Source organism: Lactobacillus xujianguonis, assembly GCF_004009905.1.
Taxonomy (GTDB): domain Bacteria; phylum Bacillota; class Bacilli; order Lactobacillales; family Lactobacillaceae; genus Lactobacillus; species Lactobacillus xujianguonis.
This window is the reverse complement of record NZ_ML136888.1, coordinates 22937-40351: the sequence shown is the minus strand read 5'-3', so window position 1 is coordinate 40351 and position 17415 is coordinate 22937. Positions and strand designations below refer to the sequence as shown.

The 17415-nt window shown below is 39.0% G+C and carries 20 protein-coding genes and 1 pseudogene; 19 read left to right on the top strand and 2 right to left on the bottom strand.

Translation table 11 applies throughout. The features are described from left to right. The 12 genes and pseudogenes from EJK17_RS11465 to EJK17_RS07830 all read left to right on the top strand — a co-directional run. Positions 1-736, top strand: a pseudogene (locus tag EJK17_RS11465) (hypothetical protein); the annotation flags it as partial. Positions 737-751: 15 nt separating this feature from the next. Then, the gene (locus EJK17_RS07890) at positions 752-1120 is read left to right on the top strand and encodes a hypothetical protein (protein ID WP_127796331.1); all 369 of its coding nucleotides are present in this window, start codon (positions 752-754) and stop codon (positions 1118-1120) included. 199 nt (positions 1121-1319) lie between these two features. After that, a complete protein-coding gene (locus EJK17_RS07885) occupies positions 1320-1505 on the top strand; it encodes a hypothetical protein (RefSeq protein WP_127796330.1) in 186 nt (61 codons plus the stop codon). Positions 1506-1605: 100 nt separating this feature from the next. Continuing rightward, positions 1606-2196 (top strand): hypothetical protein, encoded by a 591-nt coding sequence (locus tag EJK17_RS07880; RefSeq protein ID WP_127796329.1) that lies wholly within the window; start codon positions 1606-1608, stop codon positions 2194-2196. A 19-nt stretch (positions 2197-2215) separates the two neighbouring features. Further along, positions 2216-2404, top strand: coding sequence for a hypothetical protein (locus EJK17_RS07875; protein WP_127796328.1), 189 nt, complete (start codon positions 2216-2218; stop codon positions 2402-2404). 573 nt (positions 2405-2977) lie between these two features. After that, entirely contained in the window at positions 2978-3397 is a 420-nt protein-coding gene (locus EJK17_RS07860) for a hypothetical protein (protein ID WP_127796326.1), read from the top strand. Continuing rightward, positions 3390-4289: a GH25 family lysozyme gene (locus EJK17_RS07855; RefSeq protein ID WP_127796325.1), complete on the top strand. Its 900-nt coding sequence runs from the start codon at positions 3390-3392 to the stop codon at positions 4287-4289. The genes EJK17_RS07860 and EJK17_RS07855 overlap by 8 nt, the downstream gene beginning before the upstream one ends. Before the next feature lie 149 nt (positions 4290-4438). Then, on the top strand, positions 4439-4642 hold the full coding sequence (locus EJK17_RS07850) for a type II toxin-antitoxin system HicA family toxin (RefSeq protein WP_127796324.1): 204 nt from the start codon (positions 4439-4441) through the stop codon (positions 4640-4642). A gap of 160 nt (positions 4643-4802) precedes the next feature. Further along, positions 4803-5198, top strand: coding sequence for a type II toxin-antitoxin system HicB family antitoxin (locus tag EJK17_RS07845; RefSeq protein WP_127796323.1), 396 nt, complete (start codon positions 4803-4805; stop codon positions 5196-5198). 585 nt (positions 5199-5783) lie between these two features. Beyond that, on the top strand, positions 5784-6023 hold the full coding sequence (locus EJK17_RS07840; RefSeq protein ID WP_103661418.1) for a hypothetical protein: 240 nt from the start codon (positions 5784-5786) through the stop codon (positions 6021-6023). Positions 6024-6040: 17 nt separating this feature from the next. Next, on the top strand, positions 6041-6490 hold the full coding sequence (locus EJK17_RS07835) for a hypothetical protein (protein WP_236629325.1): 450 nt from the start codon (positions 6041-6043) through the stop codon (positions 6488-6490). 140 nt (positions 6491-6630) lie between these two features. Beyond that, on the top strand, positions 6631-6879 hold the full coding sequence (locus tag EJK17_RS07830; protein ID WP_103661417.1) for a hypothetical protein: 249 nt from the start codon (positions 6631-6633) through the stop codon (positions 6877-6879). A 389-nt stretch (positions 6880-7268) separates the two neighbouring features. On the opposite strand, the gene EJK17_RS07825 is transcribed toward EJK17_RS07830, so the two are convergent. Both EJK17_RS07825 and EJK17_RS07820 read right to left on the bottom strand, forming a co-directional pair. Further along, positions 7269-8321 (bottom strand): C39 family peptidase, encoded by a 1053-nt coding sequence (locus tag EJK17_RS07825; RefSeq protein ID WP_103661416.1) that lies wholly within the window; start codon positions 8319-8321, stop codon positions 7269-7271. Between the two features lie 9 nt (positions 8322-8330). Continuing rightward, positions 8331-9431, bottom strand: coding sequence for an NlpC/P60 family protein (locus EJK17_RS07820; RefSeq protein ID WP_103661415.1), 1101 nt, complete (start codon positions 9429-9431; stop codon positions 8331-8333). A 132-nt stretch (positions 9432-9563) separates the two neighbouring features. Between EJK17_RS07820 and EJK17_RS11460 the strand changes: the two genes are divergently transcribed. The 7 genes from EJK17_RS11460 (at position 9564) to EJK17_RS07790 (ending at position 17412) form a co-directional block, all read left to right on the top strand. Then, the gene (locus EJK17_RS11460) at positions 9564-10340 is read left to right on the top strand and encodes an SLAP domain-containing protein (RefSeq protein ID WP_236629324.1); all 777 of its coding nucleotides are present in this window, start codon (positions 9564-9566) and stop codon (positions 10338-10340) included. Next, the gene (locus tag EJK17_RS11850) at positions 10337-10603 is read left to right on the top strand and encodes a hypothetical protein (RefSeq protein WP_236629323.1); all 267 of its coding nucleotides are present in this window, start codon (positions 10337-10339) and stop codon (positions 10601-10603) included. The genes EJK17_RS11460 and EJK17_RS11850 overlap by 4 nt, the downstream gene beginning before the upstream one ends. A gap of 198 nt (positions 10604-10801) precedes the next feature. Further along, positions 10802-12700: a glycoside hydrolase family 68 protein gene (locus EJK17_RS07810; protein ID WP_103661414.1), complete on the top strand. Its 1899-nt coding sequence runs from the start codon at positions 10802-10804 to the stop codon at positions 12698-12700. A 104-nt stretch (positions 12701-12804) separates the two neighbouring features. Next, complete coding sequence (locus EJK17_RS07805) at positions 12805-13089, top strand: hypothetical protein (RefSeq protein WP_103661413.1); 285 nt, start codon at positions 12805-12807, stop codon at positions 13087-13089. A 153-nt stretch (positions 13090-13242) separates the two neighbouring features. After that, positions 13243-14670, top strand: a complete 1428-nt coding sequence (locus tag EJK17_RS07800) for a YSIRK-type signal peptide-containing protein (protein WP_127796322.1) — start codon at positions 13243-13245, stop codon at positions 14668-14670. Between the two features lie 421 nt (positions 14671-15091). Then, positions 15092-16018: a homocysteine S-methyltransferase gene (gene mmuM, locus EJK17_RS07795; protein WP_103661411.1), complete on the top strand. Its 927-nt coding sequence runs from the start codon at positions 15092-15094 to the stop codon at positions 16016-16018. A gap of 5 nt (positions 16019-16023) precedes the next feature. Then, complete coding sequence (locus EJK17_RS07790; protein WP_127796321.1) at positions 16024-17412, top strand: amino acid permease; 1389 nt, start codon at positions 16024-16026, stop codon at positions 17410-17412. Positions 17413-17415: the final 3 nt, after the last annotated feature.

The window sequence follows — 17415 nt, the reverse complement described above, 5'->3', positions numbered from 1 at the left end:
AGTGCAAGACGCAAAGAACGCCGTGCAGTCTAACTTAGAGGAGGCTAAGAATAACCTAAACGGTGCAATTAGCAATCTCAACAATGGCAAGCTTAATTTTAAAAACGTGTCTGACGGCTACGACCTATTAAGCGACGACAGCTTTTGGGGCGTTATCGAAGCCAATAATGTACAAGGGTTAAAAAACTTACCAAGTGGCATGAACAATAAGAGTTGGATGTATGCTTTTAAGCTTCTTAAAGATGGCTTTGGCACGGTCATGATCTTAGATCAAGATAACCGCATTTGGGTTAACAACAAAAACGGAGGTGTTTGGTATGGCTGGAAATCATATGCTAAGCAAGATGACTTAGATGTTTTGCAAAAGCAGTTGCAAAGTCAAATTAGTAAATTTGATCTAAGCAAGCTCAAACTCCGCGAGCAGATGCTGGACAGTAACGGTCAGCCGCAGGACAAGACGTGGAGCGCTACTCCCAATGGCGATGGCACATACACAATTAACTTGTATGATGATGACTGGACGGCTGATAAGCTCGCTCATCTGATCGATCAGGTTAACCAGCAGGCGGCAACGATAACTAGCTTGCAAAACACGGTGTCTAACCAAGCCCAAGAGATTAGCTACATTAAGGCTAACTATGTCGAGGGCAAGCGCTTTAGCAAGTCGCAAGAGCAAGACGCACAAAACTGGGAAAATCAAAATCCACAACGTATTGCATTTATTGAAGATAATTAGAAAGGTGGTGCCAGTATGCTAGATCACTTGATTTTTAATAATTTAAAATGGTGGAACGTTGACTTAAATAAAGCAAGTCAAAGCATTGGCGGTAAACAATTGTTTGTACTGCCACCAAAGATCACTATTAATTCAAACACAAGCGCTGTTGCTGCGCCTTCACTTAACTATTTTACAGATGGGAGTTATGGCTATTCTTCTTTTAGAAACATAATTGTAAAGCAAGGCACTGTATATAAAGTTATTGGTGGCAATCAAGATTACTACATTATACAAGGCCACTTTTCAGAAGAGAGTGGCTTCGATACGAATGCGGGACATTCTATATATGATGGGATAGCCATTGTAGTGGCTAAAGACTGTACTCCAATTTCGGGGGGGTAAATAGCCTTCTAACCCACCTATATCAGGCATTTAAGCGACTCACTGCCATCAGAAAGGTGGTGATCGCATGATTAACCACATGCTTTTTAACGTTAAAAAATGGTTTAGCATCGGTGATAGTCAAAACACATTAATCGCAAATGGAAAAAGGTATGTAGCTTGGCCAAAAAGTGTTGTAGTACATTCGAGCTCGGTAAGTATGCTAGAAGGCTGGTACGATGACGCTGCTAGCTATATGGGTCCTGCCTTTGACTTAACAGCTGAAATTACAGGTATAAGTTCCGACGGTAAGTGGGAATTTAAAGGAATAAGCGGTCACTCAAATCCAACCAATTATCATGGAACATGTACGCAAGCAACGTGCAAGCAAATAAATTGGACGTAAAAATCATTTAAAGTACTCGAAAGAGTGCTTTTTTATACGCAAAAAGACATAGCTCACGGGGCGTACCCGCGGGCTATTTTTAACAGAAAGGAGCCAAATTATGGCAGACGAAAACACCAACGCAGTAACCGGCGCAGAAACGGCTACACAAGAACAACCAGTAAACGTTAAGACTTACGTTTACTACTACTCAGACCCAGATGGAGCAACTAAGGGCGAAAGATGCCATGAAGTGTTTACTGATACTCCATTTGACGTAGTGCCTTGGAGAATGCACAAGGAAGCACCTAACATTGATATGAAAGACCCAGTTTGGGACGACAAGCTCAACAACGGGCTTGGCGCTTGGAAGGAAAACAGCGGCACTGCACAAGGTCAAATCTTGGCACAAGCACAAGCCACAATTGCAGCGCTTAATGACAAGGCTAAGAAGTTTGACCAAAAGACCGCTGAACTTGACCAAGCTAACAGCAAGGTCGATGAAGCTGTTAAGGCTTTGCAACAAACCCAACAAGTAGGTACGCAACAATCACAAATTATCACGGAAACCTTGGGCAAGTTGATGAAGCAACAACAAAGCAATAACCAACTTATGGTAACCATGCAACAAACTATGATGGGCTTGGCTAAGCAAGTAAACACAACAGTTACACCAACAAGCGACAATCAAGCATCATCAAACAATCAATAGAATTTAGGAGGATTTAACTATGTTAGAAAACTTATTTTTACAAATCTGGATTATGGACTTCGAATTTGGCTTAGTAGGCAAGGACTACTTCAAGGGCTTAGTTAAAGACAACGACTTAACCCCTGCAGGTTATAAGAAGGTCACAGGTGATGAATATGTTGCAGAAGATGCAGAAGCTCAATCATCACAATCCGCTCAACAAGCTTAATCGCTGGAACTTTGGCAAAACTGGTATCTTACTAATTGCTTTATCCACGTGCTTTATTCTTGATCGGACGTACTTTTTCTACCCACCAAGTTTAGCACCAGCCTGGAACAGCATATATATGGATATAATCGGTTTGATTATGGGCATAATCTTGCTTGTGTGCGGTCTTTTTGACATACACATAGACTTGTTGATTAAAACAAGTTTAGGCGTCTCAGTGGCATTTATGACTGTTTTGGTGATTGCTGAACTATTCCACGTTTTAGGCGCAGGATACTTTAGATTCCATCCTGTCATAATCTTTGAGATTTATACAGTTATCAATCTAATGCAAATCGCATACGAATATGAACCAGAAACCAAGTAGAAAGGAGCTGATACACTTGCACGGTCTAAAAGACGTACTTAGTGTACTAGCTCCTTTTTTGCTTGGACTGGTGACCAGTTTTTTAAGCGATAAGAGAGCAACTAAACACGATAAGCACAACTTTTTACAAGACGACTACCGCATGGTGGTCAATGAAAATAGGGAGTTGCGTAAAGAAAATGAGAAATTGAGGAAGGAACTGAACGATGACAGTAACTGATTATCTCGAATTAGGATTTTTAGGGCTATGGATTGTTTGTTTGATTGGCATTGGTGTCTTATCCCATGTGCATTTTAAAAACGCCAAAGCGGAAAAATACCGCTCTGACGCAGTGTTTGCAATGAAGAAGTGGGTAAGCTACTACGATAAGCAATCACTAGATAATTCGGAAAAGGCAAACGGTGCATTAAATGATGTGGTGGTAGAGCTTAGACATAAAGGCTACACGATTGATGATAATCAAGTCAAAAACCTAGAAGCCCTACGTGAGTGGGAGCTGACCCAACTGCGGTTAAAGCAGGCACAAGCTGGTTTAGACAACACGGTTACTCCTGATACTACTAAGGACGTACCAGCTGACGCAGAAGTCTTAAAACCTACTGTAGGTGGTGGTACTAATGCCTAAAATTGCAGGGGTAGACGTATCAGCCTACCAACCAAGCAGTCTTACAAAGTATCACAATTCTGGCGCAAAATACGTGATTATCAAAGCAACAGAAGGTACATGGTACACTAGCCCTGTTGCTAGTGCACAATTAAAAAGTGCACACCAAAATCATATGTACGTGCACGCTTACCACTACGCAAATTTTGGCAGTTCGGTAAGTCGTGCCAAAGCAGAAGCCAAGTATTTTGTTAAATTTGCCAAAAAAATCGGCATTAGCAAAAAGCGCTGGCTTTGGTGCGACTGGGAACAGCAGGGCAATAATGTAAATGATGGTAAAAATGCAAGTACCAAGGCAATTATTGCCTTTATGAGTGAGGTTAAAAGCGCTGGATATCATGCAGGACTATATAGTGGTGCATCCCTCTTGCGCAACAACATCAACCTTAGTGCGATTGTCAAAAAGTTTGGTGATTGCGTTTGGGTAGCATCATATGCAACTATGGGGCGGATTGATAATCCTAATTTTGGCTACTTCCCATCTATGGACGGGGTGGCTATCTGGCAGTTTACCGACAATTGGCGAGGATTAAACGTTGATGGTAACGTTATGCTGATTGATTTACACGAATCAAAAGCTAGTGTAAAGCCAAGCGTCAAGGCGGAAACAAAGAAGGCTACACAAACTAGCAGTGAACACAAGATTAGCGGTACTGCCTATGCTCCACTTATCCATAATGACCCGAAGTGGAAGATTAGACTGCGTGATGGAGATGGTCACTGGACTAGCCAGTACATACCGACTAACAGTAAATGGAAAGTTTTTGCAGAAAAAACTATTAAAGGCGAGAAGTGCTATAAGCTGGGGACTGACAAGCAGTGGGCTAGTGCTAAGTACTTGAAGCTGTTATAATTTAATTACCTTAAAAAGAACAGAATAAGACCACTCTAGGGCGTATGCCTTAGGGTGGTCTTTTTTGTGTTTTATTTTTTATATTTATTTTACTGATACGCATTGAAGGCGTATAATAGATATACATCATCATAGAGGGGAGGAATGAGATGACACAATATCTGGTAAAAGATATTCTTAAGAGATTGAAGCATGCAAACTTCGTTGAAATTCGTATTGCAGGAGATCATCATATTTTTCGAAATATGAAAAACGGCAAGATGTTAGTTATTCCATATGCAAGAAGAAAAGACACTATTGCAGTAGGAACAGCTCATGCAATTATTCGTGTCATTGAAGAATGTGAAAAATAGTTAGTTAAAGAAGAGCTTCATCGCTCTTCTTTTTATATTATTATAAAACATTTTAAAATATTATAAAGGATAGATGGAAATAGCTTGAAAAATACGTATCAATGCGTATAATTATAAATGAATTATTCAGATCGATAATTCACTTATAAGGAGGAATACTATGTCAGTTGTTGTTTATCCAGCTATTCTAGATGATAGCGAAAACGAAAAAGGCTATTATACAGTAACTTTCCCAGACGTTGAAGGTGCTATTACTGATGGCCGTGGAGAAGGCAAAGCAATGGCAAATGGTTCAGAAGTTTTAGGTGCATTATTATATGATGTTCCGAAAGATCAGTTACCTGTTCCAACAGACATTGAAAGCATAAGAAAAAATAATCCTGATAAATTGGTAGTTCCAATTTTTGCAGATTTAGAGAAAGCCAAACTTGAAACTAAACCTGCAACTGTAAAGAAAAATACTACAATTCCTGGCGATTTAGCATATAAGGCTGAACAAGCAGGAATTAATTTTTCGAAAACTTTGACAGAAGCATTACAACATAAATTAGCATAATATTATAGCCACTCCAGCTTTGCTGCCTTGGGGTGGCCTTTTTTTGCGTTATAATCAAAAAAGCGGAGGTAAATATGAAACTTTATTGCTTTGACTTAAACGAGGACGCACCCGGTGACTGGCCAACCGAGTCCGGCACGGTAATTGCTGAAAACGAAGTGCGAGCATGGGAGCTATTTAGAAAAGCCTATATCCATGAGAGAATGCCAACAACCTACTTAACACCCATTGAGGACTTAAAAGCACGGTACGACGTCATTGTGCATGACCTAGACAAGCCTATGGCATGGGTGCCATATTGCAGCAATTAAACTAGGCTAGAAATTTAACATAGATATGATATACTTTAGTTGTGGCTGTAATCAGCCCCGTTTTTTATATTATTGTCACCGTGCAGGACACTAACTGCACGCGGATTTAAATAAATTTAAATACTTTTTTGAAGTATTTACCTTACAGATGAGGGCTATCCACTCGGATAGTCCTCATTTTTTTGCTTTTTTATCAAAAAACGCTTGCATATTTATATAAGCGTGTTAATATATATATGTAAGGTGAATGAGACGAAAGAAAGAGGTATTTAAAATGGACTTTGAAAAACTAGCAAATGAATTAAACCAAGCGACAGAAAGCAGCAACATTGAAAAAGAGGACACCTTAGACGTTGTGAAGGACAGCAACTTTCAAAGTGGCTATAGAGTCGATATTTATTGGAGAGCTGGGACCGATGGAGACGGCAACAATCAAATCGATTTAGCTGATCTATTCTTTGAAGACCTCAACAATTCCAAAGTTAATGCTGTACTTGATAAGTACCGCGGATAGTCTAAAGAGGGACAATCATGAAAAAAAGAATTAATACTCTAATGTATGACACAGAAAGCGCAAAGCGGCTAGGCGATTGGTTCAACGACTATGCACCTAACGACTTTCAGTACTGCCACGAAGTGCTTTTTAAAAAGAAGACTGGTGAGTACTTCCTGTACGGTGAAGGCGGCCCTATGTCCAAGTACTGGCGGCAGGAATACGGCAACCCGAACGGCAAAACAGGTGGCGAAGACATTACACCATTAACCCGTGAAGAAGCCCGTTCATGGTTTGAGATGGCAAATAATGCCGACGACGAAATGGCCACGGACGAAGTCTATCAAAAAGAATTTGAGCGTGATGACGACAAGGTTATGACTTCCGTTATGTTAAAGAAAAAGACCAAGATCAAACTGGAACAGGCAGCCTTGAAAAAGGGTACGACACAGTCTGAAATCGTTGAAAAGCTAATTGAAGAAATGTAAATCAATAGCGTCCTAGAACAATCTAGGGCGCTTTTTTGTCTGATTTTTTAAACTTTTTTCTTAAAAGCTATTGCATATTTATATAAACATGTTAATATGAACATGTAAGGAAATTAAAGCAAAAGAAAGAGGTTTTAAAAATGTTAGACGTTAGAATTTATGAAGGTAAAAAGGCAAGCTTTGTTGATGGTATTTACTACTACGACTTTGAAGTAGACAACGATGACATCGACACAGCTTACGACATTCTCGCAGAAAACGTTAAATTAAATGACGATAAGGACTTAATCGACTTCCAGAACTTGGAAGATGATGACGTTATGACTATGTTAAAGGACGCCAAGAAACAAGGCTTTATTTCAGACTACGACGTTAAAGTTGCTGACTAAAACAAACAACAAAAACCACCTGCAAAAAAAGTTGTATAATAGAAACTGAAGTATTTGAATTTGTAAAAAAACCGCACATAGCATCTAACTATGTGCGGTTTAATGAATTTTACGTTTCTACGTAAAAATTACGTAAAAAACGACTAATTTATTTGAACTTATTTGGATCCTGAAAATCAAAAACAAGAATAAATAAACTTATTGAAACTAGCTATATTACTTTTTACATTGTATGTGGAGGTGATCCTATAGGATAGTATCCGCTAGTTAAATTTGAGGTAATTCTCATTAAATGTTCTCGTACAGGGTCCTAAATTGGTATTCTCCACGTCAGTAGAGCACAAAAAATCCTTCACCAATCAAATAGTGAAGGATTTTTTTCATAATGATTAATAACTAATTGCACGGTGCGCATCTAAAGCCCAGTGAGTCTTGAAGTTACTTACACTGATTGAGCGCTTAGTACCGGTCCACGGATCATTGAAGTAAAGGGTATTGCCATGATAACCAGTTAAGGTAATAGCATGGTTAGAAAAGCCGTCAAACCAGCCCATCCAAGCAACAACAAGGTGAGAGCGAATTAACTTCTTCTTAATAGCGCTAATGCTGCATCCCGTCATGATTTTGGCCTTACCCAAATAATGCTTCACTACTGGCTTCACCCCACCTGGAGCAACCCAATAGCCCAGTGGGAAATTCTTGTAGGGTGAGCCAATAAAACCTTTATTTGGATTAGAACTGCGTGGCATTACCTTAGCAGCTTGAAACTTGCTGACATGTTTACCAGCAAAATTAAGCATCATCGTTACAGCAGTGATTTCACAGCCAGTTGGCATTTCTGGACGTTGGCAAACAACTTTGGCATTATTCTTAATGCCAGTAATGGTGCCGTTTTTGTTAATCCAGTAATAAGCTTTTTTGGTTGAGGTATTCTTCATCCGCCGGCGATCCGATTGATCGAAATAACCATAATGACTAGTATGAGGAATCTTCCGTAAATTCTTTAACATGGCACCATTTTTATCGAAAAGATACCAATGACCATCAATCTTCTTCAATCCCTTAACGATTTTGCCGTTCTTTAAGTAGTGCTTTCTACCATTAATGACTTTACAGCCAGAAGGTTTTACTTTTTTAACTTTCTTGACCTTCTTAACAGGCTTAGTAACGGAAGTACTTGGTTTTTTCTCAGTAGTAGAGGATTGACCAGGCTTTGTTTCTTCTTGCTTTTGATCAGTCTTTTGTGAATCAGACTGATTGTTTTGCTGCTTGGTGTCAGTCTGATTATTTTTCTGCTGACTATCAGCAGTATTTTGTTTGTTTTCTTGCTGAGTGTTAACCGGATTTTGCTGCTTAACATCATCAGCTTTAACAATATTAGTCATTCCAGCTGCCAATAAAAGACTAGCAGCAGCTTCAATTAATAAAAATCTTTTCTTCATAATATTCTTCTAAATGAACGGACGCTTAATCCCTGCAACGACACTACGTTGACTCATAATAATTGGCGAAACCATTACACGTGGTGGCCAACTTTCAATTACGCGATTATGGCCAAGGTAGATGGCAACATGATAAATCGTATGCGTGCCTGGTTGGTAGTAAAAGACTAAATCACCGCGTTGGCGCTTAGCATAAGGCACGCGCTTCAAATGCTTATCAGCCCAAAGGTTACGTGAGTTCCATTCGTTTCCTGGATGAGCATGACCAATAGAACTGGTTGGAACAGGACTTAAACCACCAGCATATAAACTTTGCATGACTAGCCCTGAACAATCAACACCATAAGCAGGACTAGATGAACAACCAGCCAGCCATGGCTTTCCTAAATAACGATAAGCTTGCTTAATCATTGCTTCAATATGAGCCTTGCGACCTTGCCAAGCTTGAGCCTTTAATGGTGCAATATAACTATCAATGCCATACCATGACTTTTTAGAAAAGCCCAACTTTTGCCAAGTTTTCAAGTTAACAGTTCCAGTTGCCTTTAAACCATGATGTTTTTGGAAATTCTTCACCGCATTGTAGGTAGCTTGATCATAGTAGTTACGTCCATGCCAAGTGCCCACGCGGTGCATTACTTTCCAAGTTTTAATCCCTTCATAGCCGCGCGATAGATTATAGCCAACGTGACCATATGGTTTAACTTGAGTGTAGTGGATTTGATGATACTTTTTAGGGTTTTGATATGCTTTAACTTTAGCACTGACAGTTTGATCAGCAGTAATGTAGTGCCCATTACTTAACCGCAACACCGGACGTGCTTCACCGTTGTCAGTTATCAATTGGCTAACCAAGTAATGGCTTCCTTTTTTGGCTTTAGTAGCCGGGGTACTTAAATCTGCATCTTGAAAAGTCATTGTTGCCTTTTTAATGCGGATTACTTTCGGATTTTGCTTCCAATAATTTGTTTGATTGGTGACCGTTTGACCCTGAGACTGAGTAAAGTCAGGTGTAGTCTGAGTATCGGCTTGCACTAGTTGTGTAGCTGCTAAGCTGGTAGAAATAAGAGCTGCAGCCAGGAGACTGGTCCATTTCAATTGTTTTTTCATTCTTTCTCCTCCAAAATTCTATGGGAATTCATTAGTAATTTTACTCGTTTAGAAAGAGTTTTTGAACAATTTTTCTGATCTAGAAGGGCATTTTTCTGTTAAAATAAGTTTGAAAATTAGTTTTGTTTTTTCATGGAGGACACATTTGAAAAAGAAACTTTTAGTTACCTTAGCCGCTGGCACTATTCTTTAGGCGCAATGAGTAGTATGCAAAGTGTTCAAGCAGCGGGTCAATCAATTGTCGTTCGCAATAAAGCTTATATTTACAACAGTCGCGGTTACAGGACCAGTACTTTTTATCGCAAGAATTCACAAATTGCTTCCGCAACGGTTAAGAAAATTCACGGTAAAAAGTTCTATAAAGTGGGGAAGAACAAATACATTCTTAAGACTGATGCCAAAGCTGATAATCAAGAGGTAGTTGTAGCTACTAAGAAGACTACATCTGCTAAAAAGGCCTCAGCCAAGGTAAGTAGCAGTAAGAATGCCGCCAGTTTAATGGATTATCTTGTAAAGAGCAGTTCATTAAGTAAAACGCAAAGAAAAGAAGCTAAAACTGCTGCTAAGATGCTTAAGACTGGTAAGTTAAACAGTAAGGGTGCTCCAAGTTGGTTCAGTAAATACGTCAACTTAGGTGCAAAGGACGACTCAACTAGCGTTGCAAATATTAAAGCTGGTCTTAAAGGCTTAGAAGAAGTCAATCAAGCTAGAGCCAAAGCTGGTTCTAAGGCACTTAAAGTTTCACCAGTCTTAATGGCAATTTCATTGATCGATGCCGATTATCAAAAGCAAGGTGGCATTAATCACCCAGCTTACTACCAATACCATGGCAGTCTGGAAAACTTGTCAGCAGGTGAAGATCCAATCCAAATTTGGATGGCTGAAAATCAGCTTGGAAGTCAGATGTGAAGAAGACTCCAGCTCTTAAGAAATATGAATTCCATACAAACTGGAAGAGCACAGCTTATACCGATGCTGTTCAAGGAACTAACGGCTACAAGTTAGCATGGCACTACACTAACTTATTGAATAGAGATCATCGTTCAATGGGGATGGCACACATGACTCATAATGACTATGGCTATATTGATAGCTTCAATGCCTCTTCATATGGCAAGGGTAGTATCAGTTTAAGTCAATACAAGAAACTAGTTAACCAATGGCTTAACTAAAATTTTTAGAGGATAGTTTAGCAGAAAAGCTAAGCTATTTTTTGTAGGGAAAGAAAGTGTATAAAAACTATTGTTACTAAATCTAAATATAAAAAACAAACTTATAACCAATAGCAGCAAAATTTTTTCTGTCAAATCTTAACAAATAGTCTATAATATAAAGGATTGTGAAAAAATCTTGATAGAAAGCGACTAAACATGCATAACAGTAAAAAACACTCAATGTTGACCCTTGTATCAGCCGGTGTTTTGCTCGGTATTCTTAATACCGCTAACTGCAAGCCCGTTCATGCCGATACGCTCAATTCACCAACTACAAACACTAATAACGTTCAAAATCAGAATACTACTGATCAAACTCAGAATTTTTCATCAAACGATTCTGCTTCAGTAACTAATGCTGATCAAACTAGCGATAGTACTCAAACTTCGACTCAAGCTAGTGATTTACAATTAACTGATGAAGCTAAAAAGGCTTTAGCTGACGTTGATATTGATGAATACAGCTTAAACCAAGATCAAATCGAAAAGATCAATCAAATCAACTTTAACGATATCAACATTGATACTGGAACTCAGTGGACTTACGATCAATTCCGTGGCACAGCCAACAAGATGATCGATCAAGACAAGCAATACCGCGTTCCTTACTTCAATGCTAAAAAGATCAAGAACATGCCAGCTACCTATACTAAGGACGCTCAAACTGGCAAAAAGACCAAACTTGACGTGTGGGATTCATGGCCAATTCAAGACGAAAAGACCGGTCATGTAGTTAACTACAAAGGTTACCAATTAGCAATTGCGATGATGGGGCAACCTAAACATAATGACTCTCACATTTACTTGCTTTATAACAAATATGGCGATAATAAGTTGAGTCATTGGAAAACTGCTGGCCCAATTTTTGGCTTCAAAGGGACTCCGCTTGACCAAGAATGGTCAGGTTCAGCAACCGTAAACTCCGATGGTACCATTCAGTTATTCTACACTGACGTTGATACACGCAAAGGTGACAACCACCAGAAGATTTCAACAGCTAACTTAGTCCTAAAAATTGATAAAAAAGGGCGCTTGAAGATCGCCAAGGTAAGAAACCGTCACGAACTTTTTGAAGGTGATGGCTACCATTACCAAACTTACAAGCAATGGAAATCAACCAACAAAGGCGCTGACAACATTGCCATGCGTGATGCTCACGTTATTAATGTCGATGGTGATCGTTACTTGGTATTTGAAGCTTCAACTGGTACTGAAAATTATCAAGGCGAAGATCAAATTTATAACTGGCAAAATTATGGTGGCAGCGACCAAGAAAATCTTGACGACTTCCTCAAGATTAATTCTGATGATGATATGAAGAGTCGTGCATCTTGGGCTAATGCTGCTATCGGTATTTTGCGCTTAGATGATAACGAAAATAACCCAAGTGTTGAGGAAGTGATGATACCATTAATCACTAGTCCAATGGTTTCCGATGAAATTGAACGACCAAACATTGTGCCAATGAATGGACGCTACTACTTGTTTGCCACCACTCGTTTGAATCACGGTACTAATGATGCCCTATGGCGTAAAGCTAACCGGGTTGTTGGTGACAATGTAACTATGCTTGGTTGGGTTTCCGATCATTTAACTTATGGCTATGAACCTTTGAATGGCGATGCTACTGTTTTAACCGCTAGTGTGCCATTTAACTGGAGAACGGGAACTTATTCATACTATGCTGTACCATTTGCAGGTAGTGACGACCAAGTTTTGATTACTTCTTACATGACTAACCGTGGCTATGCAGCTGGTAAGGGTAAACGTGCAACTTGGGCTCCTTCATTCTTACTCAGAATTAATCCAGACGATACAACAGAAGTTGAAGACGTAGTTACTAACCAAGGTGACTGGATCTATGATGAAAGCAGTCGCAATGATAAGATGTTAGCTACTAGTCTAGCAGGTGCACGCTTAAAAGGTGAACCAGATCCCGACGTTACTGGTGAATTACACAAAATTCCACTTAAGAAAAAGCACCACAAAAAGACGAGTAAGAAGAAAGCTCATCATTCAAAGAAACACGTAGCTAAAAAGCAACATAGAAGATAATTAATAGACCTTGATTTCACTTAATTGAAATCAGGGTTTTATTTTTGTCCGCCTGCTAGTAATCAAGATAAAATATAAGTAAGAACTTATCTTTAAAAAGTGAGGTGATCTTTCAAATTATTAGAACAGCTGGCTTCTTAGGATTGGGTTTTACTCTTGGAAAACTTAAAAGTAGTCAACGCTATGAGAAAACCATCAGCAAAATTGTGAACGCAAATTATCTAGATGATGAACAAAAAGTAGCCCTATTACAAGATTTAGACGGTAAACTAAAAGCGAATAAAGTTCTTAAACCACATGAGAAAAAAGCAATTACTTTTAATAAAAAAGTTGCTAAACAACGTCTTAAAAAATCTCTAGGCAATGCCAAGAAGTTATTAAAATTATAGCGATCTAGTATCAACACCAAGCAATTCTGAATGCTTGGTGTTTTATTTTACAAAAAAGCTAGGCAAAAAGAAAATTATAGGATAAAATAATCATCATCATAAGTTATAACTTATAGTTAATAAAAAGATTACTAATAGAAGGAAGGTGAAAAGATGCTTTTAAAGGATAAAGCAAAAATGCACTATTCGTTCAGAAAGTTGACGATTGGCTTGGTTCCTGCTTTGTTAGGTTTAGGATTTCTAAATACTAATGTTCAAGCTGCCGAAAACGAGGATCATCTAATACAAAATACTAAGCGACAACAGAATGATGATGTCAAATTTACTACAAAAGAAGAAATCTTGGACAAAATTAACAAGCAAGAGCCAGTCGACTTAAACGATCCGAACGCTCCGGTTGATCCAACTGACGATCCTATTTGTCCTGATTACGTAGAGGCCGAGATGGTTGCTAAAGTCAAAAGACAGATCAGTGTCCGCAATCCGCAACAGTCTTCTGACCAGGAATGGAGTTATACGGCTCCAGATCGTGATCAAAGTTATAATGATAGTTCATTAAAAAATGAACCCAACAAATCATTAACTGATCTTGAGAAGAAAAATGATGCGGGACAAATTATCTATCTAGTCCGTGGTGGAAAACGCGGCAGCTATGATGATTTCTGGCATTATGATACTGACTGGATCTTTGGCACGATTACTTTTACTGAGAATAACGGACTGCTCATAGCTACTGCAACTCCTTATAGTGACGGGGGAAAAATTGAATTCAAGGACTGGCTGATTCCAGAAATCGATCAATATACGCCAGAAAGCAAAAAGGGGATAGATCATCTTAACTGGCAAAAAGCAGACAGAAATATTAAAAATCAAGCAATCGTTAAAGGGCAGAGTTTTACTTCTGTTGAAGAATTGGAAAACAATATTGAAGGTTTTTCTGAATATTCGGATCTTTATTCGATTAAAGATGAAGATCTTGCTAAACATTTTGGCAAAAAAGAAGAACGTGATAGTATTGGTAACACTTTAACTGAAGCTAATCATTACTTTGTCAGATACGTAATCCCTAAAGAGGAGCCCAAGAAGGATGAGCACGTATCACCGGAAAGTCCAGAAACGCAAGTTGAGCCTGATTCTCAACCAACGAATCCGAATAATGCAGAGGTTCCAGATCCAGTTCCTAATTCTACTCAACAACACGGAGAAATAGACATTCCCAAGACTCCAAAGCAAGATTCAAAGCAAGAGCAAAAAGAGTCAGATGACCCTAATTCATCTGACTCAACTTCTAATTCCAATCTAAAAGATAAACAACATAATATTTCTAAGTCTCAACATTCAGCTCTTAATTCCGAGCGAATTGATCAAGATAGAAGTTTTCCATCCCAGGAAAAGTTGTCTTCATCCGTAAAAAAATATACTACTTCCACAACTGAAAAGCTAGCTAAAGGAGATGCGCAGGGCCAATTTACTTTACCACGTGCAGGTAGCAAGCAGTCAAAATTGACTCTCTTCGGTTTAGCCTTCTCAGTCCTTCCTGGATTACTGGGACTTAATTTCAGTCATAAACGTCAAAAATAATGTACTTATTCCTTTAAAATCCTAAAAAATTATCTTAATGACACAACTGACCTTACTATTTAGTCGATAGTAAGGCCTTTTTTAAAATTTCTATTTGACAAAATAAAATTAGGAGTTTATTATAATTAGCAATAAATGAAAAGATTTTGAAAAGCAGAGTAACTGACTTAGTTTTTATTCAGAGACTTATCGTGTGGTGTGAGATAAGAAAAACGGTTGGTGAACATGGGCTTGGAATGATCAGAATCAGCGATAGGTAGCTGGTTCCGGGGTTGCGCTCGTTAACATTGCACGCTATTGATTGATAGCTAGTAAGATTTATTACGCAAGTAATAGATGAAGTAAAGGTGGTAACACGAAGCACTCGTCATTTTGGATGGGTGCTTTTTTTTTACTTAATTTTAAGAAAGAAGGAGTCAAAATGAGTTTACGTGATTTAGCCAAGAAAGGGATTGTGCTTGATGGGGCAATGTCAGATGAATTAGAAAAGCAGGGTGTAGAAACCAACAATAAACTTTGGACCGCTACCGCTTTAATTGATCAACTAGATAAAGTCTATAAAGCTCACACTGATTATTTTGAAGCTGGCGCCGAATTAGTAATTACTGATACATACCAAGCTAACGTTCAAGCTTTCATCTCTGCCGGTTACAGCAGAAAAGACGCCAACCAGTTTATCTCTAATGCAGTAACAATTGCGCAAAAAGCTCGTGATGACTTTGAAAAGAAAACTGGCAAACATAACTTAGTTGCGGCAACGATTGGCGCTTATGGTGCTTATCTCGCAAATGGCAGTGAGTACCGCGGGGACTACGATCTGGCACAATCAGACTATGTTGACTTCCATTTACCAAGATTAAAATTGGTTCTTGCACAAAAGCCTGATCTCTTGGCAATCGAAACTCAACCTAAACTCGATGAACCAGTTGCCTTACTTGACTGGCTTCAAGAAAATCAACCAGATATTCCAGTTTACGTTAGCTTCACTTTAAAGGACACGCAACACTTAAGTGATGGCACTAGCATCGAAGAGGCAGCCCAAAAAATTGCCACTTATCCGCAAGTTTTCGCGATCGGCATGAATTGCGTTAGTCCTAAATTGGTAACACCAGCTTTGCAAGAATTCCAAAAAGCAACCGACTTACCACTGGTTGTTTATCCAAATTTAGGTGCTAGCTATGATCCAACTATCAAACAATGGCGGGCCTTCAAAGATAAATTTGATTTTAATCAATTAACTAAAGAATGGTATCAAAATGGTGCTCGCTTAATTGGTGGTTGTTGCACAACCGGCCCTAAAGAAATCAAAGAAATTAGTACTACTTTAAGAAAAATCAGAGAGGAGTAATTAATATGGCTCATCAAACACATCTAAAACGAAAAATGGAAACGCGCCACATTCGCATGATTTCATTAGGTGGCGTAATTGGGACTGGCTTATTCTTAAGTTCTGGTTACACCATTCATGAAGCTGGTCCTTTAGGAACGGTAATCGCATACTTAGTTGGTGCTTTAATCGTCTTCGCCGTGATGCTTTGTCTTGGTGAGCTCTCAGTCGCCATGCCTTATACTGGGGCCTTTCATGTTTATGCGAAAAAATATATCGGTCCTTCTACCGGTTTCGTCGTCGCCATTCTATACTGGTTAACTTGGACCATTGCTTTGGGTTCAGAATTTACAGCAGCTGGCTTAATTATGCAAAAATGGTTTCCTCACGTTCCCGTCTGGATCTGGAGTTTAACTTGTATGGTGCTAATTTTCTTAAGTAATTTCTTTTCAGTGAAAGTATTTGCGGAAAGTGAATTTTGGTTTGCGGCAATTAAGGTCTTCGCAATCGTGGCTTTCATCGTTCTTGGCTTCTTGGCTATCATTGGGGTTATCCCAGTTAAAAGCTTCAACCATGCTCCTGGCTTGGTTAACTTTTATAAAAACGGCTGGTTCCCTAATGGATGGGGCGGCGTCTTCACGACAATGTTGACTGTTAACTTTGCGTTTTCCGGAACCGAATTAATCGGAATTACCGCCGGTGAAGCAGAAAATCCTCAAAAGGCGATTCCAAGTGCGATTAAAACTACCTTGTGGCGCCTAATCATCTTCTTCATCGGTAGTATCGTGGTCATGGCAGCACTAATTCCTTACAAGGTCGCTGGTGTAACCCAAAGTCCGTTTGTTTATGTTTTAGACTTAATTCATGTCCCATTCGCTGCCAATATTATGAACTTTGTGGTTTTAACAGCCATCATTTCTGCAGTTAATTCAGGTCTTTATGCTTCAACTAGAATGCTCTGGTCACTAAGTAATGAAGGAACCATCCCTAAAGCCTTCCAAAAGACCAATCGCAATGGGGTACCAACTTTAGCCTTAGTCGTCAGCATGCTCGGCGGAATTTTTGCCTTAGTTTCCAGCAAAGTTGCAGCCAGTACGGTTTACTTGGTGTTAGTTTCAATCTCTGGTTTAGCCGTTGTCATCGTCTGGATGGCAATTGCCTTAGCGGAATTAAACTTTAGAAAAGCTTTCTTAAAAGCAGGGCATCACTTAAGTGAATTAAAATACCGTACGCCTTGGTACCCAATTGTTCCTTACTTTGCTTTCTTGGCTAGTCTTTTAATCTGGTTTGATCCAACTCAAAGAGCAGCTTTGTATTATACAATTCCATTTGTAGCAATTTGTTACCTCGGCCATTACTTATGGCGCAAATATTCTTCCAAAACCAGTGATGAAATTGCAAAAGAAATAGATTAGAAT